The 18616-nt window shown below is 60.2% G+C and carries 15 protein-coding genes and 1 tRNA gene; 11 read left to right on the forward strand and 5 right to left on the reverse strand.

Annotated elements, in window-relative coordinates:
- Positions 1–40: 40 nt before the first annotated feature.
- Positions 41–1123: a tyrosine-type recombinase/integrase gene (locus tag AC1RZR_RS27105; protein WP_481826542.1), complete on the reverse strand. Its 1083-nt coding sequence runs from the start codon at positions 1121–1123 to the stop codon at positions 41–43.
- A gap of 240 nt (positions 1124–1363) precedes the next feature.
- On the reverse strand, positions 1364–2494 hold the full coding sequence (locus AC1RZR_RS27110) for a porin (protein WP_477276097.1): 1131 nt from the start codon (positions 2492–2494) through the stop codon (positions 1364–1366).
- Between the two features lie 451 nt (positions 2495–2945).
- On the opposite strand from AC1RZR_RS27110, the gene AC1RZR_RS27115 reads away from it, so the two are divergent.
- Positions 2946–3036, forward strand: a tRNA-Ser gene (locus AC1RZR_RS27115).
- Positions 3037–3185: 149 nt separating this feature from the next.
- On the forward strand, positions 3186–4379 hold the full coding sequence (locus AC1RZR_RS27120; RefSeq protein ID WP_477276095.1) for a porin: 1194 nt from the start codon (positions 3186–3188) through the stop codon (positions 4377–4379).
- 282 nt (positions 4380–4661) lie between these two features.
- On the opposite strand, the gene AC1RZR_RS27125 is transcribed toward AC1RZR_RS27120, so the two are convergent.
- Both AC1RZR_RS27125 and AC1RZR_RS27130 read right to left on the reverse strand, forming a co-directional pair.
- Entirely contained in the window at positions 4662–6329 is a 1668-nt protein-coding gene (locus tag AC1RZR_RS27125) for a tetratricopeptide repeat-containing sulfotransferase family protein (RefSeq protein WP_481826543.1), read from the reverse strand.
- Positions 6330–6591: 262 nt separating this feature from the next.
- Complete coding sequence (locus tag AC1RZR_RS27130; protein ID WP_477276091.1) at positions 6592–8259, reverse strand: tetratricopeptide repeat-containing sulfotransferase family protein; 1668 nt, start codon at positions 8257–8259, stop codon at positions 6592–6594.
- Positions 8260–8377: 118 nt separating this feature from the next.
- Here AC1RZR_RS27130 and AC1RZR_RS27135 point away from each other — a divergent pair, with 118 nt between their 5' ends.
- Positions 8378–9490, forward strand: coding sequence for a pyridoxal phosphate-dependent aminotransferase (locus AC1RZR_RS27135; protein ID WP_481826544.1), 1113 nt, complete (start codon positions 8378–8380; stop codon positions 9488–9490).
- A gap of 129 nt (positions 9491–9619) precedes the next feature.
- Here AC1RZR_RS27135 and AC1RZR_RS27140 read toward each other — a convergent pair whose 3' ends face one another.
- Entirely contained in the window at positions 9620–10612 is a 993-nt protein-coding gene (locus AC1RZR_RS27140; RefSeq protein ID WP_481826545.1) for a bifunctional helix-turn-helix transcriptional regulator/GNAT family N-acetyltransferase, read from the reverse strand.
- A 162-nt stretch (positions 10613–10774) separates the two neighbouring features.
- Between AC1RZR_RS27140 and AC1RZR_RS27145 the strand changes: the two genes are divergently transcribed.
- From AC1RZR_RS27145 to AC1RZR_RS27180, 8 genes are all read left to right on the forward strand, one after another.
- Entirely contained in the window at positions 10775–11059 is a 285-nt protein-coding gene (locus tag AC1RZR_RS27145) for an acylphosphatase (RefSeq protein WP_481826546.1), read from the forward strand.
- A 70-nt stretch (positions 11060–11129) separates the two neighbouring features.
- The gene (locus tag AC1RZR_RS27150; RefSeq protein ID WP_481826547.1) at positions 11130–11789 is read left to right on the forward strand and encodes a TetR/AcrR family transcriptional regulator; all 660 of its coding nucleotides are present in this window, start codon (positions 11130–11132) and stop codon (positions 11787–11789) included.
- A gap of 63 nt (positions 11790–11852) precedes the next feature.
- Complete coding sequence (locus AC1RZR_RS27155; protein WP_481826548.1) at positions 11853–13016, forward strand: isovaleryl-CoA dehydrogenase; 1164 nt, start codon at positions 11853–11855, stop codon at positions 13014–13016.
- A 4-nt stretch (positions 13017–13020) separates the two neighbouring features.
- On the forward strand, positions 13021–13923 hold the full coding sequence (locus AC1RZR_RS27160) for a DUF1444 domain-containing protein (protein ID WP_477276079.1): 903 nt from the start codon (positions 13021–13023) through the stop codon (positions 13921–13923).
- Between the two features lie 11 nt (positions 13924–13934).
- Entirely contained in the window at positions 13935–15542 is a 1608-nt protein-coding gene (locus AC1RZR_RS27165; RefSeq protein ID WP_477276077.1) for a carboxyl transferase domain-containing protein, read from the forward strand.
- Between the two features lies 1 nt (position 15543).
- Positions 15544–16071, forward strand: a complete 528-nt coding sequence (locus AC1RZR_RS27170) for an O-acetyl-ADP-ribose deacetylase (protein ID WP_481826549.1) — start codon at positions 15544–15546, stop codon at positions 16069–16071.
- Between the two features lie 120 nt (positions 16072–16191).
- Complete coding sequence (locus AC1RZR_RS27175) at positions 16192–16569, forward strand: hypothetical protein (RefSeq protein ID WP_481826550.1); 378 nt, start codon at positions 16192–16194, stop codon at positions 16567–16569.
- A 46-nt stretch (positions 16570–16615) separates the two neighbouring features.
- On the forward strand, positions 16616–18598 hold the full coding sequence (locus AC1RZR_RS27180) for an acetyl/propionyl/methylcrotonyl-CoA carboxylase subunit alpha (protein ID WP_481826551.1): 1983 nt from the start codon (positions 16616–16618) through the stop codon (positions 18596–18598).
- The last annotated feature ends 18 nt before the right edge of the window (positions 18599–18616 follow it).

An 18616-nucleotide genomic window follows, 5' to 3' on the forward strand; every position in this document is an offset into this window, starting at 1 on the left:
GTCTTGGGGTTGTCGCAACAGTATAAGCTAGCCTTCCGGCCTACTTGGCTTTTGAACTTTTCCGAGGCGCTTTCGGCGAGGCCGCAGCTGCTTCGTCCCTCTGTTTCCGTACCGCCGTCGGGGATGAAGGCGCGGTCACGGGCGACGAAAACACGGAGGCTTCGCCGCCGCTTGCCGGTTGATCGCTGCGAGGCGTTTCCAGGACAACCACACAGCCGTCGAGATCATTGGTAGCCAGATGCGCATAACGCATGGTCATCGACAGAGTCTGGTGGCCGAGCCACATCTGCACACGGCGGATGTCGATGCCGCCCTGGACGAGACGCGAAGCGCAGGTGTGGCGCAATATGTGCGGCACCACCTGATCGTCGGCGCCAAGGCCAACTTCGGCCTTCGCATCGTTCCAGATGGCGCGGTATTGTGCCTGGCTGAGCTTGGTGAAGGGGCCTTTGGGCCGGCGGCCTTCAGTGGCTGGCAGCTTGATGACCTCCTTGACCCGCTCGGTCATCGGAATGGTGCGGCTGCGGCCGGATTTGGTTATCCAGAAACTGACGCGGTGCTCCTGGATGTCGTTCCAGATCAGCCCAAGCGCCTCACCGAGACGGCATCCGCTATCGACCAGGAAGACTGAAAGCCTGTAGGCATCCTCGCTACGGCTCCTTATGGCAGCAAACAGCCGTGCCTCTTCGTCCCTCTCCAGGAAACGAATCCGCCCCGCCCGCTCCTTCTGGCGGCGGAACTCGGGCAGGCTGTGGATATCTCCCATCTTATGAGCCTTGCGCAGCAGTTTGCTGAGGGCAGCCATCTTTCGATTGATGGTTGCGTTGCTGTTGCCGCGCTGGCGCAAGGTACCAATAAGGTTATCCAGGGTACTCTGGTCGAAGGCGCTGAATCGCTCCCCAAGGAGAAGCTCATCTATCTCGCCGATGAAAGAGCTGACATTGTATTTATGCCGCCCATCATCCCATAGTATGTCCCGGTACGCTAAAAAAAGCTCTCCGACCCGGTACGACTTTACTTCTCTGATCTTGTTGTAACTATATCGTATCTTGGAATTCTGAGAAGAAAACATCGAAAATTGATCGGAGGGCTCACCCTCTTGAATCGCTTCGGTCGTCATCATTTGCCACACCCCCGAGTGGGATAGATCAGCCCTATCCGCTTGGAGGCGTCCTTTCAAGAGATTTTAATCACGCGGTTGTGATTTCACCCGCCCATCAACGGATCCCACGAAATCGTCCCACGGACCTATTCAGCTACCGATTCCCCCTGTTCCTTCTGTTTGCCTTGACCCAGTCACGAAACAAAAACAGCCCGGGCGTTTGTGCGCCCGGGCTGGATTTCACCTCTAAGGAACCAGCCCTTAGAACGAGCGCTGGAAGCGCAGGATACCGCCGATGGCGTCGTCGTTGCCAGCCGGGATACCCGTCCAGTTCGAGTCGCCTTCATTGACGTAGTCGACTTCGGCCGTGACCGTGAGGCCCGGAACGATGTCGTAGGCGATGTTCGCCGCGACGCCGAGGTTCTTGTCCTCGTCATACGACACCTGAGCGTTGAGCGAGGTCTTCTCGTTGACCTTGTAGGTAGCACCGCCCCACACTGCCCAGTTGCCGCCCCACGGCTTGTACATGCCGCGACCGCCAGCCGGGAAATTCAAGCTCGCGTCGGTGAGGTTGTCATCGGTGCCGTAGCCGGCCATGATGAACAGCGAGATAGCGTCAGACGCGTTCACGTCCAAGCGAACCTTGCCCGAGACTTCTTCGTAGTTGCTGTCATAAGCGATGACGCCGGTGACAGCGCCCCAGCCCTGCGTCCACTTCACGCCGCCGACGACGTGCGGAACGTAGCTGTCGATCGTGTATTTTCCATAGCCTTCTTCGAGCGAGACGACGGCGGAGAAGCCGTTGCCAGCATCGAAGTAGTACTGGATGACGTTGGTGTCGAAGCCGCCGTAAGGAACGAGCGTATCCTGGATGACGTTGCCGGCATAACCGATGAACGTATCGTAAGCCGATTCGTCCTTACCGACGCGGAGACCACCGAGCTGGATCCAGGCGAAGTTCAGCGAAACAGCTTCATTGCCGGCTTCGTTGAGGTAGGGGCTCGTATCAGCGCCGTGGTTGCTGAAATTGAAGCGCGTCTCGGTGAAGGTCTTCAAGGTGCCGAGTTCGGTTTCCTGGCCGGTCCAGGTCTTCAGCGTGAAGCGGGCCCGCTTGCGCCAGGTGTCGTTGCTGTCGAAGTCCATATGATCTGCGCTTCTCGCGCCATCGAACGAGCCGATGTCGCCGCCGCTGATGTCATAACGGATATAGCCGCCGATGCGCAGGCAGGTTTCGGTGCCGGGGATGTAGAAGTAGCCAGCGCCGTAGACGTCGCAGATCTTGACGTATTCAGCGGGTTCCGGCTCGGCGACGACGACGGCGTCGGCGGCGCGCGCACCGGAAACTGCGAGCAGAGCCGCAGCGGAGCCGAGGAGAAGGCTCTTAATGTTCATTTTCTGACCTCCAGTCAAAAGTTAAAAAACGGGTCTGGGTATTCTTTGCTGAAGGACAGCGTTCCCTGCCCCATCCCCACTACCGAAAAAGATGCGCACCGCGCCGCTCCTTCGAAATCGACATTACCCATGAGCCGGCGGCGTTCAACCACGATCGTACCGGCGAAAGGGCTGTTCGGCTGCTATCCCCTGGCGTTGTTGCACAAATGACACGATTTGGCCTCACTCAGAAAGCTCTCGTTAACCTTCGGGCCCTTTGCAACCCCTTGTTTGCCGGCGAATCCGGCGATCGGCCGACGGAATCATGGCAAGGCCCCGAGTCGCCCGCCAGGAAACTGCCGCAGAACCGCCATATCGGGGAAAAGCCGCAGCTCGGTGCGTTGTTATTTTTCCATATAATGATGCGGGCTTGTTGATTGTGCCGGCGCTTTTCTTTATCCAGCGGCGCAACGGAGAGGTGGCCGAGTGGTCGAAGGCGCTCCCCTGCTAAGGGAGTAGAGGTCAAAAGCTTCTCGTGGGTTCGAATCCCATCCTCTCCGCCACTTTTGCCGGCTTCGAAGGCAGACTTCCAACAATTACCCCATAAAAACAGATAGATAGCCGGATATCTAGCTGGCGGCGTCGCGCGATTCGGCGCTAAAATGCACTGAGAACACCGCTGTTTTGTTCGATTCTGACTGGAGGTCAGAAAATGAACATTAAGAGCCTTCTCCTCGGCTCCGCTGCGGCCCTGATCGCAGTTTCCGGTGCGCGCGCCGCCGACGCCGTCGTCGTCGCCGAGCCGGAACCCGCTGAATACGTCAAGATCTGCGACGTCTACGGCGCCGGCTACTTCTACATCCCCGGCACCGAAACCTGCCTGCGCATCGGCGGTTTTATCCGTGAGGACATCGGCGTGGGCGATGCCGGCTCGTTCGATGGCGTCAATCACGTCCCCGACCACATGAATGCCGGCGACGACCACTCGAGCTACTGGAAGCAGACCCGCTTCACGCTGAAGACCTGGACCGGCCAGGAAACCGAGCTCGGCACCTTGAAAACCTACACCGAGCTTCGCTTCAACTTCGGCAACAACTACGGCGACTTTGGCGATAATTCCGGGCCCGATGGTACGACGAATCCCAACCGCAACGGCAGCGGCTGGCAGGCGGGTAACAAATCCTATGCCTTGGAATTCGCCTATATCCAGCTTGGTGGCCTGCGCGTCGGTGCCGACGAATCGGCCTTCAATACGTTCATCGGCTACGCCGGCAACGTCATCAACGACACGATCGTCCCGTACGGCGGTTTCCAGTCCAACGTCATCCAGTACTACTTCGACGCCGGCAACGGTTTCTCGGCGGTGGCCTCTCTGGAAGAAGGCTCCGGTGAGGTTGGCACCATCGATAGCTATGTTCCGCATGTCGTCGGCGGCGTGAAGTACACGCAGGGCTGGGGTGGCATCTCCGGTGTCGTCGCTTATGACAGCAACTACGAAGAAGTCGCCGGCAAGGTCCGCCTGGACCTCAACGCCACCAGCGACCTGTCGTTCTTTGCCATGGCCGGCTACGGCTCGGATGACAACCTCAACGACCCGAACAACAACATCGATGCGCGCGGCCGCGGCTTCTACAAGCAGTGGGGCGGCAACTGGGCGGTGTGGGGCGGTGGCACCTACAAGTTCAACCCGAAGACCTCGTTCAACCTCCAGGCGTCGTATGATGACTGGAAGGACATCGGCGTCGCCGCGAACGTCGCCTATGACATCGTTCCCGGCTTCACGGTCACGGCCGAAGTCGACTGGCAGCGCGTCGGTCAAGGCGCAATCGACAACAACTCGGTGTGGGTTGCCGCGACCAAGAAGGACAACGTTGGCGGTCTCCTCCGCTTCCAGCGCTCGTTCTAACAAGGTTCGACTTGTCGAAATCGAAACCCGGCGGGCAACCGCCGGGTTTTTTATTGAGTTGCCCGGGGAAATGCGTCTCCTGATGCGAGGCTGAGACCTTGGTGCCGGGATGAACAGCCGCGCTGCCGCGTAGTTTCGCAAAATTGCAAAACCGCCGACAGAACCCAGGTTTGTTGCCGCGACGAGCCGCTCCCCGGCTGCAGCACCGAGAGCCAGGAATTTGTCAAAGCGGCCGGGGCACTCAACGCAATCTTGCCGGCGTCCACCGCAAGCGTGCCTGGGTCAGTTCCCAGCCAAATCACCCAAGGCATCGACCAGCGGCTGGATTGCGCTGCCATAGCTCTTCCAGCGATTGACGGACGAGGTGTAGATCGGTTGTCGAACCTGCCAGCGGCTGAATGTGTTCACCGAACCGCCCTTGTCAAAGAATCGCAAGCAGGCGTCGTCCCAAGACAGACCCAAATGGTCTACCAACCGGCGCGATTGCCCTTCCTGGTCGGCGACCATGTCCTCATAGCGGTTCCGCAGGATTTGCCCGGGAAAAACCCTGTCCCAATGACGCATAAGCCGGTCGTACTCGCGATAATACAATCCGAGTGTATGGAGATCGGCGTTATAAACGTTATCCTCATTGAAGTTCAGAAAATAACACGAGAGGCAGTTGTCAACAGCATCGCGGCGGCAATGAATGATACGCGCGTTGGGAAACAGCACCCTTATGAGGCCAATAAGCTCAAAATTGTGGGGCAGCTTGTCGACGATCCGCCTGGCATCCGGGGATCTTTGCCTGACATGGGTGAGATATTCTTCGGCCAGCGATTTCGACTGATCGACCGTCATTTCCAGGATCGACCTTCGGAGTTCCTCCGGTGAGTGCGTTTTGGGCGCGAGCCTGTTTGTGATCCGCCGAAGCTTTGTCAGCTCGCCAGCTCCATGGACATCGGGGTGACTTGCAAGAATTTGCTCGGTCAAAGTGGTACCCGAACGCGGCATGCCAAGCACGAAGACAGGCACTTGCGACGAGCTTCCATGCCCCGCCTTGGAAGCCAACATCTCCGGGCTGAACAATTCAATCATGAAATCGACGCTGCGGCGGTAGGACTCTATGTCGAAGCGATATGTTGAAAGCTTTTTTGCCTGCTGGAAGTGATCCATCGCTTCGTCATAGCGCCTGACATCATTGAGGACCTTCCCCGCCGCATGATGGAGTTGCTGTATGCTTTTCCTATCGAGTGTGGGATTTTTCAACTCGGTCAGAATGGATTTCAGTTCCGCCGGCTCTTCGGCGAATTTTCGTATGCTAACAAGGCCGTTGTAGGCTGCTGCGTTACCCAGGCGATGGCTGATCGCCTCATTCAAATACGTTGTCGCCTCATCCATGCGGCCGAGGCTTACAAGGGCATTGGCCAGCCCCATTCGGACAAGAGGATGGCTGCCATTGATTTTGAGCGCCTTCTCATAAAGCGGCACCGCGAGATCGGCCTTGCCGAATTCGGTGTAGGCGCGGCCAAGGGCGCACAGCGCTTCGACCCAGTCCGCCTTCAGATCGCAAGCAAGCTCAAAATGTCTGATTGCATCCGAATGTTCACCGACTTTCAAATAGGTTTTGGCCAACGTCAGCTGATAGTGCGGATTTTGAGGTGCTTCCCTCACCGCCTGCAAAAAATGGCGAATCGCCTTCTCGTCATCCAAATCGAGCGCGAAGGTTCCCAGCAAGTACAAAGCAAGGGAATGTCGAGGAGTATGGGCCAATACACGCTGACACAGCGCCTCCGCCTCCGGCAACCGATTCGCTTGCTGAAGTTCGAGTGCCTGCCTGAGCAGCGCGTCATCGGCCTGCGCGCGCGACAGCGGCTTCGCTTTCGACTGGACAATTTTCGGCTGCGGGATTTTCGGTCCAGAGGACGTTTTCAGATGTTTGGACCAGGCGGGAGGCAGTCGATTGTTCATCGTATCTGGCTAGCAAAAAGAGCCGAAGGAATCCAGCGCATCACGGATCCGCCTCGCTGCAACTCGCCTCGACCATGCGGTGCTGCAAGCTGCAGTCCTCTGTCTTGACTTTGATACAGCCTTGAGCGGCTCATCGTTTCATGAAAACGCAGAGCCACTCTATCTCTTTTTCTTGACGCAATTCCGGATGGAAAGACCGCTTCACATTCTTCCGGAATTGCTCTAGCGCCCGCAAACCGCGTCAGCAAATTGGAGAATGGAATTATTTGTCCGCCAGGTCGCCCAATGCATCGATCAGAGGCTGGATCTCGCCTTCGTAGTTTTTCCAGCGCTTGACGGACGATTTGTAGATCGGTTGACGAACCTGCCAGCGGCTTGGCGTGTTGACCGAACCATCCCTGTCGAAAAAGCGCAGGCAGGCGTCGTCCCAGGGTAGCCCGAGATAGTCTATGAGGCGACGGGACTGTGCCTCCTGATCCTCGACAAGCGTTTCGTACTGATTTTCGAAGATCCGGCCCGGAAAAATCTCGTTCCAATGCTGCATCAGGCGGTCATATTCGCGATAGTACAGGCCGAGTGCCTTCAGGTCGGTGTTGTAACTGTGGCCCTCGCCGAATTTCAAGACAAAGCAAGAGACGCAATTGTCGATGGCGTCACGGCGGCAATGAATGATGCGCGCGTTGGGAAAGAGAACGGCGATAAGACCGATCAGTTCAAAATTATGAGGCATCTTGTCCACGATCCGAAGCGCGGAAGGTGCCCGCTCCCTCAGATAGGTCAGGTGCTCTTCGGCCAACGTCCTGGACAGGCCTTTTGTGATCGACGCCATAGCCTGGTTCAAACGTCCGGCCGATGACTTTTTGAGTTCGATCGCATTCGCGACTCGTCTAAGTTTGCTCAGTTCCCCTGCGCCATGCACATCGGGATGACTGGCGCAAATCTGTTCGGTGAGCGTTGTTCCCGAGCGAGGCATACCGACCACGAACACAGGAACTTCCGAAGGATTTCCGTAACCCACCCTGCCAGCCAGCATCTCCGGCGTGAAGGTCTCAATCAGCGAGTCTATCCAGCGACGGTATTGGTCGATGTCGAAGTTGCGGCCCGAGGCCTGTTTGGCCTTTTTGAAATGGCCGAACGCATCCTTGTAGCGCTTCAGGTCGTTCAGCACCTTGCCGGCCGCCAGATGGAGCTTCTCCAAGCCGTCCGGATCAAGCTTGGGACTGCCGAGTTCACGAAGGATGGATTGGAGTTCCTTTGGCTCTTCGGTGAACTTTTGCGTCTGTACAAGGTCGTTGTAGGCAGTCGGCACCGCGATGCGACGTTCGATTGCTTCCTTGAGATAGACGGCGGCCTCGTCCATGCGCCCCAGGCTGCTGAGCGCGCTGGCCAGCCCTGTCCGCACCTTGGGATGATCGCGATTGATCTTCAGCGCCTTTTCATAGAGCGGCAAAGCCATCTCGGGTTTATCAAACTCGATATAAGCACTCCCCAATGCACAAAGCGCTTCTACGAGGTCCGGCTGCAACTCCAAGGCATACTGCATATGCTCGATTGCTGGTGAATATTCACTGACCTTCACATAGGCCGAGGCGAGGCCAAGGTGGTAGTAGGGATTTTTTGGCTCCTCGCCCAGCGCTCGCGCGAAATATCGCAAGGCCGCCTCATCGTCGTAGCCTAGGCACACGGTCCCCAAAATATACAGGGCGAGTGGATGGTTGGGCGTGCGCGCCAGAACCTGGAGACATAGGTCCTGAGCTTCATCAAGCCGTTTGGCCTGCTGAAACTGATATGCCTGCTGCAGCAGCGCGTCGTCTGCCTGTGCTCGCGAAAGCGAATTCACCTTCGGCAGATTTGGCTGCGGGAATTTGGGTTTCGGCCCGGTTTGGACCTTCAGGTGCTTGGACCAGGCTGGCGGGAGACGATTGTTCATTGCGCCTCGCTAGCAAAAAGAGACGCAGGAATCCAGCATTACGGTTGCAGGCCGCGGTAACTTGCACCGACCATGCGGGCAGGCTAGCAAGAAGGCCCTTTTCAAATGAGCTTCCGCCATGCACCAACGCCCTCCCCTCACGCCGCTTGTCGCAGCGCTTCCCTCGACCGTGCCGTTTGTTGGCCCCGAAGCGCAGGAGCGCGAGCGCGGCCGCGCTTTTCGTGCGCGCATCGGGGCCAATGAGAGCAGCTTTGGCCCTTCGCCGCGCGTCATCGAGCGCATGGCCGGAATTGCCCGCGACATGTGGATGTATTGCGATCCCGACAATCACGACCTGAAGGTGGCGGCCGCCGCGCACCACGGCGTGAAGGTCGAAAACGTCGTGGTCGGCGAAGGCATAGATGGGTTGCTCGGCCTGGTGGCGCGCATGTATGTGGCGCCCGGCGATGCCGTGGTCACGTCACTCGGCGCCTATCCGACCTTCAACTTCCATATTGCCGGTGTCGGCGGGCGCCTGGTCGCGGTTCCTTATGAGAACGACAGGGAAAGCCTGGACGGCGTGCTCACTGCCGTGCGCAAGGAGAAGGTGCCGCTGGTCTATCTGTCCAACCCGGACAACCCGATGGGCAGTTGGTGGGAGGCAAGCGAGCTCATCCGCTTCATCGAGGCGCTGCCGGAAACCACGATGCTGGTGCTCGACGAGGCCTATGGCGAACTTGGACCGGCCTCGGCGCTGCCGCCGATCGATATCTCCAGGCCAAACGTCATCCGCATGCGCACCTTCTCGAAGGCTTACGGGCTGGCCGGCATACGCTGCGGCTATGCGGTGGCCGAGGCGCAGGTGATCCGCGATTTCGAGAAGATCCGCAACCATTACGGCGTCAGCCGCATGGCGCAGATCGCCGGCGTCGAGGCGCTTGCCGATCAGGATTATCTGCAAAGCGTGGTGGCCAGAGTCGCCGCCGGCCGCCGACGCATCGCCAGCGTTGCCGATGCGAACGGGCTGAAGCCGCTGGCCTCGGCAACCAACTTCGTCACCATCGACTGCGGCCGCGATGGCGCCTTCGCGCTGAGAGTGCTGCAGGGCCTGCTGTCACGCGACATCTTCATCCGCAAGCCGATGGTGCCAGTGCTCGATCGTTGCATCCGCGTCAGCGTCGGCCTCGATCATGAGCTGGACATTTTCGCCGAGGAACTGCCCGGCGCGCTGGCGGCGGCCCGGGGGAATTAGAGCCTGTTCCATTCCGATGGAATCGGGATGGGGCTCTATTTTTTCGTTGAGCATGATGTCGGACAAACGGTTTCCGTTTGTCCGAGATCATCGGTACCCACTTTTCGGGACGATGCTCTGGGGCCGGACCTACAAATCCAGCTCCCAGGTCTGGCCGGTCAATTCCTTGCCGAAACTGCGGTGGTGCTCCTCCGAGACCAGCCTGAAGCCGGCACGCTCGTAGATCGCGCGCGCCGCGACGAGGATGTCGTTGGTCCACAGAACCAGCCTTATGTAGCCGCAGGCGTGGGCCTGGCTCACGCACTCCGCGACCAGGCGCTTGCCAATGCCCAGGCCGCGCGCCGCCGCCTCGACATGCAGCATCCTCAGCTTTGCCACCTTGTCGTCCAGGTGCACCAGGAACACCGCGCCAACCGGCTCGCTGCCGCGTTCGGCGATCCAACAGAAATCGCGGCCGGGCACGAAATTGCGGATGAAATCGGCACCGATCTCGGCGAGCATGGCTTCGAACTCGATATTCCAGCCATATTCATCGGCGTAGAGCTGGGCCTGCCGCTGCACGACCCAGCCGACGTCGCCGACGCGGTGCGGCCGCAGCGTCACCGCGTCATTCTCGCTGGCAGGATCACCCAGCAATTCCCCAGCCTTGCGCAAGGCGCTGCCCAGCTCGTGCAGCCTGTCGTCGGGGACGCTTTCGATCAGCCGCGCCGTGTCCCGATCAGCCGCCGCCTGAAGCCTCGCAAGAGCGGCCTCGCCCCTGGGCGTCAGTGATAAAACCCTTCGGCGCCGATCGGCCGGATCCGTTCGAGCCTCGGTCAGCCCCTCGCCGGCAAACTTGCGCAGGATTCGCGTCAGATAGGCGGCATCGACACGCAATTGTCTGGCGATTTCGGAGGCGGCCGGGCCGCCCTCCAGCCGAAAAGCCCCGGCCAGGAAACCGCGTTCGCCGGAGATTTCGACCGAAGCAGGGTTGCTGTGGTGGCCCAGTTCGAACAGCACGCGCGCCTCGGTCAAGGTGAACGCGCTCTGCGTCAGGGTTTCGTCGAGAAGGCCGACGGTGCGGGTGTAGAATCGGTTGAAGTGGCGGATCTGCGCCACCAATGCGTTTCTTTCGTCCAACATCTGCATCCAACTCCCGACGCTGGTCCAATTTCCAAAAATTAGTGGACTGAGTCAACTAAATTTCAAAACCAGAAGCCCAGCTATTGCGTCGCGCATGCAGTTCTCAGGTTGCATTCCCTGCGCCATGCGCCAGATTCCAAGGAGACGGGCTAGGAGAGATTCATGGCTGGTCATCGCAGGGAAGTGCGGGCGAGCGTCTACGGCAATGTGCAAGGCGTCGGCTTCAGGATCTGGGCTCGGGGCGAGGCCACCAGCCTTGGCCTTGCGGGATGGGTCCGCAATGAAGCGGACGGGTCGGTGACGACCCAGATTGCAGGCCTCGACGAAGCGGTCTCGACAATGATCGGGCGCCTCTGGAAAGGGCCGTCCGAGGCTTCGGTTTCCAGGGTCGACGTCGAGGAGTTGGCACCCGGAAACACTTTTGTTGGCTTCAGGATTGTTGCATGACGATGGATTGGTTTGGATGACTTGAATTAATTGAACGTTCGTTTTATTATCGTCCCGTGAAGGGGCTGACATGGCGCGCACGACCGGATCCGATGGCGAAAAGACCGAAGCAGCCGCCCGCGAGGCGGCCGTCAATCTGATCGCGCGTTTTGGCTACGAGGCGATGTCGATGCGTCAGCTCGCCGCCGAAGTCGGTGTCCAGGCAGCCGCGCTCTATCGCTATTTTCCGACCAAGGAAGAGCTTCTGTTCACGCTTATGCGCGAACACATGGAAGGTCTGACTGACGCCTGGGAAACCGCCCGCCCTGCCAGCGCGGATCCCGTGCAGCGGCTCTCAGCCTATGTCGAAAACCACATTGCTTTTCATATCGAGCGTCGGCACGCCACGCATGTGTCGAACATGGAATTGCGCAGCCTGTCGCCCGACAGGCTGACACAGATCCTGCGGATGCGCACAGCCTACGAAAAGGAGCTGCGCGCGATCCTGCGCGACGGCGCCGAGGCAGGCGTCTTCAACATCGACGACACCGGGCTGACGGCCATGGCGCTGATCCAGATGATGACCGGCGTCATCGTCTGGTTTCGCCCCGGCGAGCGGCTATCGATCGCTGAAGTGACGTCGACATATCTTTCGATGACAATGCGCCTGGTTGGAGCAGGAACCGACGGCGAGACGACCCATGGCACCGTGCGCGCCTTCGGACGCGCCAGAGACGCCGCGGCACTTTGATTTCGCGTATGCTCCTTCGAAGATCGAGAGGGATCTTCGAGGTCATGCGCCAGGAGGAAAAGCATGTACACGAACACGCTCAGCTTCGGGCATGACGAGGATATCGAGGCGCTGCGCGACATGGTGCGGCGCTTCGCCCAGGACAGGATCGCGCCGGTCGCCGCCGACATCGATCGCTCGAACGAATTCCCGGCGCATCTGTGGCGCGAACTCGGCGCGCTCGGACTGCTCGGCATCACCGCCGGCCCCGATTTCGGTGGCAGCGGCATGGGCTATCTTGCGCATGTCATCGCGGTCGAGGAAATCTCGCGCGCCTCGGCATCGGTCGGCCTCTCCTACGGCGCCCATTCCAACCTCTGCGTCAACCAGATCAACCGCTGGGCGACGACGCCGCAGAAGGAGAAATTCCTGCCGCCACTCTGTTCCGGCGAGCGCGTCGGCGCACTGGCGATGTCAGAATCCGGCGCCGGCTCGGACGTGGTCTCGCTCAAGCTGCGCGCCGAAAAGCGCAACGACCGCTATGTGCTCAACGGCACCAAGATGTGGATCACCAACGGGCCGGACGCCGAGACATTGGTCGTCTATGCCAAGACCGATCCGGAACGGAAATCGCGCGGCATCACCGCGTTCATCGTCGAGAAGGCGATGGCCGGATTTTCCGTGGCGCAGAAACTCGACAAGCTCGGTATGCGCGGCTCCAACACCGGCGAACTTGTATTCGAAGATGTCGAAGTGCCGTTCGAAAACGTGCTGCACGAGGAAGGCCGCGGCGTCGAAGTGCTGATGTCGGGCCTCGACTACGAACGCACCGTGCTCGCCGGCGGGCCGATCGGCCTGATGGCGGCGTGCCTCGACGTGGCGATCCCCTATGTGCACGAGCGCAAGCAGTTCGGCCAGCCGATCGGCGAATTCCAGCTGGTGCAGGGCAAGCTTGCCGACATGTACACGACGCTGAACGCCGCGCGCGCCTACGTCTACGCCGTCGCCGCCGCCTGCGATCGCGGCCAGACCACCCGCAAGGATGCCGCCGGCTGCGTGCTGTTTGCCGCAGAAAAGGCAACGCTGATGGCCCTCGACGCCCTCCAGCTGCTGGGTGGCAATGGCTACATCAACGACTATCCGACCGGCCGGCTTTTGCGCGATGCCAAACTCTACGAGATCGGCGCCGGCACCAGCGAGATCCGCCGCTGGCTGATCGGGCGGGAAATCATGGCGGAGGGGGCGTGAGCGAATGCGGGGCCTGGCGAAATACCTTGGAACGCTGGCGCGAACCATGGTCGCGCTGGTTTCGCTGTCAGGATTGGCAGGGACGGCGCATTCCGAGGAGCTCAAATTCGAAGATGTTGCGGCGCTACGCGCTGAAGTCATTTCACGTCTAAAAGCGGACCATCGCATCAGGGAAGCAGTGCCCGATCCGAACGACCCGGCGCGCGTCAACGTGATCAGAGCAATCGCAGCTGAGAACAAGCCGGACATTCTTTTGGATGTCACAAATCTGCTTGGTCGAATACGCGGCCTTTCCGCAGCGGACACCAAGACTGAAATCCAGCGCTTTATCAACGCTCTTGTGTTTGCGAACACGGCAAGCAATTTTGACCCAGCGGACTTAATCGCAAATATTCGGCCGCGCGAATATGTCGACGCGCTCAACCAAATCCAGGGCGAGGACGATTCAGGACCGGTGTATGAAGAGTTCGTAGGCGATCTGGTGATTTTGTATCAAATCAATAGCAAGGATGCGCTTAGTTCTATGTTGTGGTCGAGCGTGGGAGGCCGCACCCTCGAAAAACTTCGTCAGATCGCTCTCGACAATATCAACAGAAAACTCAGTAACATTCGAGAAGACAGGCTATCTGACGGGGTATCTACATTTATCATGGAGGGCGACGAAGCGATTTCCCCGGCATTAATTCTCACTGAAAAATTCTGGTCTCGCGTAAATTTTCACTTTCCCGAAGGAGCATTTGTTGCAATCCCTCGCCGCGACTGCATTTTCGTTTTCGACAAAAGGCAACCAGACGCCACCCAGATCGCCCGCAAGGTAATCGATATGGCGTTCAAAGACGGAGCTGATCTTCTCTCCGAAGACATCTTCGAGCGGCAAAACGGCAAATTGCAAGTCGTGGCCGAGTAACAGGATCGCCAATGGCCACGCTTCAGTCCCAGATCTCCCCGTCCTCCGAGACCTTCCGCGCCAATGCCGAGCGCATGCGGGCCTTGGTCGCCGACATTGCGGACAAGGCGGCAAGCGTCGAGCGCGGCGGCTCGGACGAGGCGCGTGAGCGCCACGTTTCGCGCGGCAAGCTGTTGCCACGCGAACGCCTCGCCCAACTGCTCGACATCGGATCGCCCTTCCTCGAGATCGGCCAGTTCGCGGCATGGTCGATGTATGGCGAGGAGATCTCGTCGGCCGGCATGATCGCCGGCATCGGCCGCATCGAAGGCACCGAGGTGATGGTTGTCGTCAACGACGCCACGGTGAAGGGCGGCACTTATTATCCGCTGACCGTGAAGAAGCATCTGCGGGCGCAGGAGATCGCGCTGCAGAACAATTTGCCTTGCATCTATCTCGTCGACAGCGGCGGCGCCAATCTGCCCAACCAGGACGAAGTGTTTCCCGATCGCGAGCATTTCGGCCGCATCTTCTACAACCAGGCCAACATGTCGGCGGCCGGCATCCCGCAGATCGCCTGCGTCATGGGGTCCTGCACGGCGGGCGGCGCCTATGTACCGGCGATGTCCGACGAGACGATCATGGTGCGCAACCAGGCGACCATTTTCCTCGGCGGACCGCCGTTGGTGAAGGCGGCCACCGGTGAAGACGTCAGCGCCGAGGACCTCGGCGGCGCGGACGTACACACGCGGCTGTCCGGCGTTGCTGACCACTATGCGCTGGACGACGACCATGCCCTCGCCATCTGCCGCCGCATTGTCAAAAACCTGAATCGAAACAAGACCGTAAGCCTGAACTTACAGAGATCGATTCCGCCGCTTCATCCGGCGGATGAGCTTTATGGCATTGTGCCGACCGATCTGCGCCAGCCCTATGACGTGCGCGAGGTGATCGCGCGCATCGTCGACGGCTCGGAATTCGATGAGTTCAAGCAGAACTACGGCACCACGCTGATCACCGGATTCGCCCATCTCCATGGCATGCCAGTCGGCATCATCGCCAACAATGGCGTGCTGTTTTCCGAAAGCGCGTTGAAGGGCGCGCACTTCATCGAATTGTGCTGCCAGCGCAAGATCCCGCTGGTCTTCCTGCAGAACATCACCGGCTTCATGGTCGGCAGAAAATACGAAGCGGGCGGCATCGCCAAGGATGGCGCCAAGCTGGTGATGGCGGTTGCCACCGCCAGGGTGCCGAAGGTGACCGTCATCATCGGCGGCTCGTTCGGCGCCGGCAATTACGGCATGTGCGGCCGCGCCTATTCACCGCGGTTCCTGTGGATGTGGCCGAACGCCCGCATCTCGGTGATGGGCGGCGAACAGGCGGCGACGGTGCTGGCCATGGTCAAGCGCGAAGGCATCGAACGCAAAGGTGGCGAATGGAGCGCCGAGGAGGAGGCAAAATTCAAGAAGCCGATCCTGATGAAATACGAACATGAGGGCCATCCGCTCTACTCGTCCGCCCGTCTTTGGGACGACGGCATCATCGACCCGGCCAAGACGCGCGACGTGCTGGCGCTAAGCCTGTCCGCCGCGCTCAACGCGGAGATCGACGAGACGCGCTTCGGCGTGTTCAGGATGTGACATGAACGACCGTGCGCGGATTGAGGTTCACACCGGCGACATCACCAAACTGGCCGTCGATGCCATCGTCAACGCCGCCAATTCCTCGCTTCTCGGCGGTGGCGGGGTCGATGGCGCGATTCATCGCGCGGCCGGCCGCGAGCTCGAGTTCGAATGCCGCATGCTGAATGGATGCAAGGTCGGCGAAGCCAAGATCACCAAGGGTTATAAACTGTCGGCGCGATACATCATCCACACGGTCGGGCCGGTCTGGCAAGGCGGCAGCAAAGGCGAAGCCGAATTGCTGGCCTCCTGCTATACCAGTTCGCTCGAACTCGCCGCCGCCAATGACTGCCGCACAGTGGCGTTCCCGGCGATCTCGACTGGTGTTTACCGCTACCCGAAAGATGAGGCGACGCAGATCGCCGTCGACACGGTCAGCACGTTCATCGAGAAACGAACAATGCCGAAAACCATCACTTTTTGCTGCTTCGACGACCAAACGGCGGAACTATACCGGCAGGCCGTTGCTGCCCTGCGAAAAGGCTGAACTGAATGGACCAACCGATTCATCAGCATAGGCAGCGTCGAATCTCCGCTGGCGAACTGGCGTCGAGGCAAAATATTCGCTACCGCTCATCCTGCACAGTGCAATGGGGACAGGGCGTAAATGAAACTGAAATATTGCCGGAAGGCGGCTGCTTCGATACTTGCAAGTTTGCTCATATTCGCAACACATGGCGCTGGATCAGCGGAATCGCTGGCGGGCAAGATGGGCGACAAGCGGTTTTCGCCGACCTTGTCGCTCGATCCCAAGGAAGCCTGCTACAAATCCTACCTCGCCTATATCGCGGCGAGCGGCCATTCAGCCTACGCTACGACGTTCTATTCGCGCGTCGTCGATCTCCACATTTTCTGCAGCGTGAAGCTGAACGCACCTTCGCAGAAGGCTGCAGAGGCAACTGCGTTGCGCGCCTGTCAGAGCGGCTTCGCCAGGTGGAAGGTCAAGACGGCAAGCGGCGGCTGTGCGATCGCTGCGTCGAAGTAAGCCGGCGGCCAGACTGGCGCCGCCCGAGGCAAACCCGGGAGGCTCCATGTTCGCCAAGATCCTGATCGCCAATCGCGGCGAGATCGCCTGCCGGGTGATCCGCACGGCACGCAAGCTAGGGGTGCGCACCGTCGCCGTCTATTCGGATGCCGACGCGAAATCCCTGCATGTCGAGATGGCCGACGAAGCCGTACACATCGGCGCCTCACCCGTTGGCGAAAGTTATCTGCGCGGCGACAAGATTGTCGCCGCGGCCTTGGCGACGGGGGCGCAAGCCATTCATCCCGGTTACGGCTTCCTGTCGGAGAATCCCGATTTCGTCGACCAGGTGGTGGCGGCAGGGCTCATCTTCATCGGCCCGTCGGCGGCCTCGATCCGTGCCATGGGGCTGAAGGACGCCGCCAAGCGGCTGATGGAAAAGGCCGGCGTGCCGGTGGTGCCGGGCTACCATGGCGAGGCGCAGGAGATCGTGCTGCTGGCCTCCAAGGCGCGCGAGATCGGCTATCCCGTGCTGATCAAGGCGCGCGCCGGCGGCGGCGGCAAGGGTATGCGCCGCGTCGAGCATCCCGACGAGTTTTCCGAAGCGCTGTCCAGCGCCCGGCGCGAGGCGAAAGCCGCTTTCGGCGACGATCGCGTGCTGGTCGAAAAATATGTCGACAAGCCGCGCCACATCGAAGTGCAGGTGTTCGGCGACAATTTCGGCAATGCGGTGCATCTCTATGAGCGCGACTGCTCGGCGCAGCGCCGCCACCAGAAGGTGATCGAGGAGGCCCCCGCCCCCGGCATGACGCCGGCACTGCGCAAGGCGATGACGGATGCGGCGGTGAAAGCCGCCAAGGCGATCAATTATTCCGGCGCCGGCACCATCGAGTTCATCGTCGATGCCTCGCAAGGCCTGAAGGCCGATCGCTTCTGGTTCATGGAAATGAACACCCGCCTGCAGGTCGAGCACCCGGTCACCGAGATGGTGACTGGCACAGACCTGGTCGAGTGGCAGTTGCGTGTCGCCAGCGGCGAAAAGCTGCCCAAGGCACAGAGCGAGATAACGCTTGCCGGCCATGCTTTCGAGGCGCGCATCTATGCCGAGGATGCGGCAAAGGGGTTCCTGCCGGCGACTGGCACCTTGCATCATCTGAAGTTTCCGGACGCAGCCCCTGAAGGCGCCACGATGCGCATCGAGACCGGCGTGCGGGCCGGCGATGCCATCTCGCCATATTACGACCCGATGATCGCCAAGCTGGTCGTCCATGCAAAGGACAGGCAGGCGGCACTGGAAGCGCTCGGCGCGGCGCTTTCGCAAACCGAGATCGCCGGCTCGACCGTCAACACCGCCTTTCTTGCTGCGCTGGCCGCCGATCCGGACTTTGTCGCGGGCGATGTCGACACCAGCCTGATCGCCAGGCATCAACCGGCACTGACCGAGGTCGCCCCGCCGAGTGGCGAAACCGTTGCGGCAGCCGCCCTTGCGGCCTCAGGTGCTGGAGCATTGCCGTCGTCGAACGACCCATGGTCGTCACTTGCCGGCTATGCGCATTTCCACGGCGTAGCACGGCGCACACGGCTGACGTTCGGCGAAGACGATATCGCGGCAAGGGTTTCGATGCGGCCGGACGGGCGGTTCCAGGTCGCGCTGGACAAGCCTTATGACAACACCAATTCGCATGATTTTCGCGCCACACCGCGCCTCGCCTGCTGGCCAGGCCACATCACCGTGTTCGAAGGCGCCGTTGGCTATACCTTCGCCGTGCAGGACCCGCTGGCGCGGGCGGATGAAGCGGCGGCAGGCGCCGGCAGCCTGCGCGCGCCGATGCCGGGACTGGTCAAGCTGGTGCGCGCGGCAAAAGGCGATGCCGTGATCAAGGGCCAGCCGCTGCTGATCCTCGAAGCGATGAAGATGGAGCACACCATTGCCGCGCCGCATGACGGGGTGATCGCCGAGATCGCCACCGAAGGAGCGCAGGTCACCGATGGGACGGTGCTGGTGCGGTTCGTCGAGGACCAGAGCGCCGCTACCGCGGCCGCAAGCTGACAGCCGAAACAGGCGACG

The organism is Mesorhizobium bavaricum, from assembly GCF_056781655.1.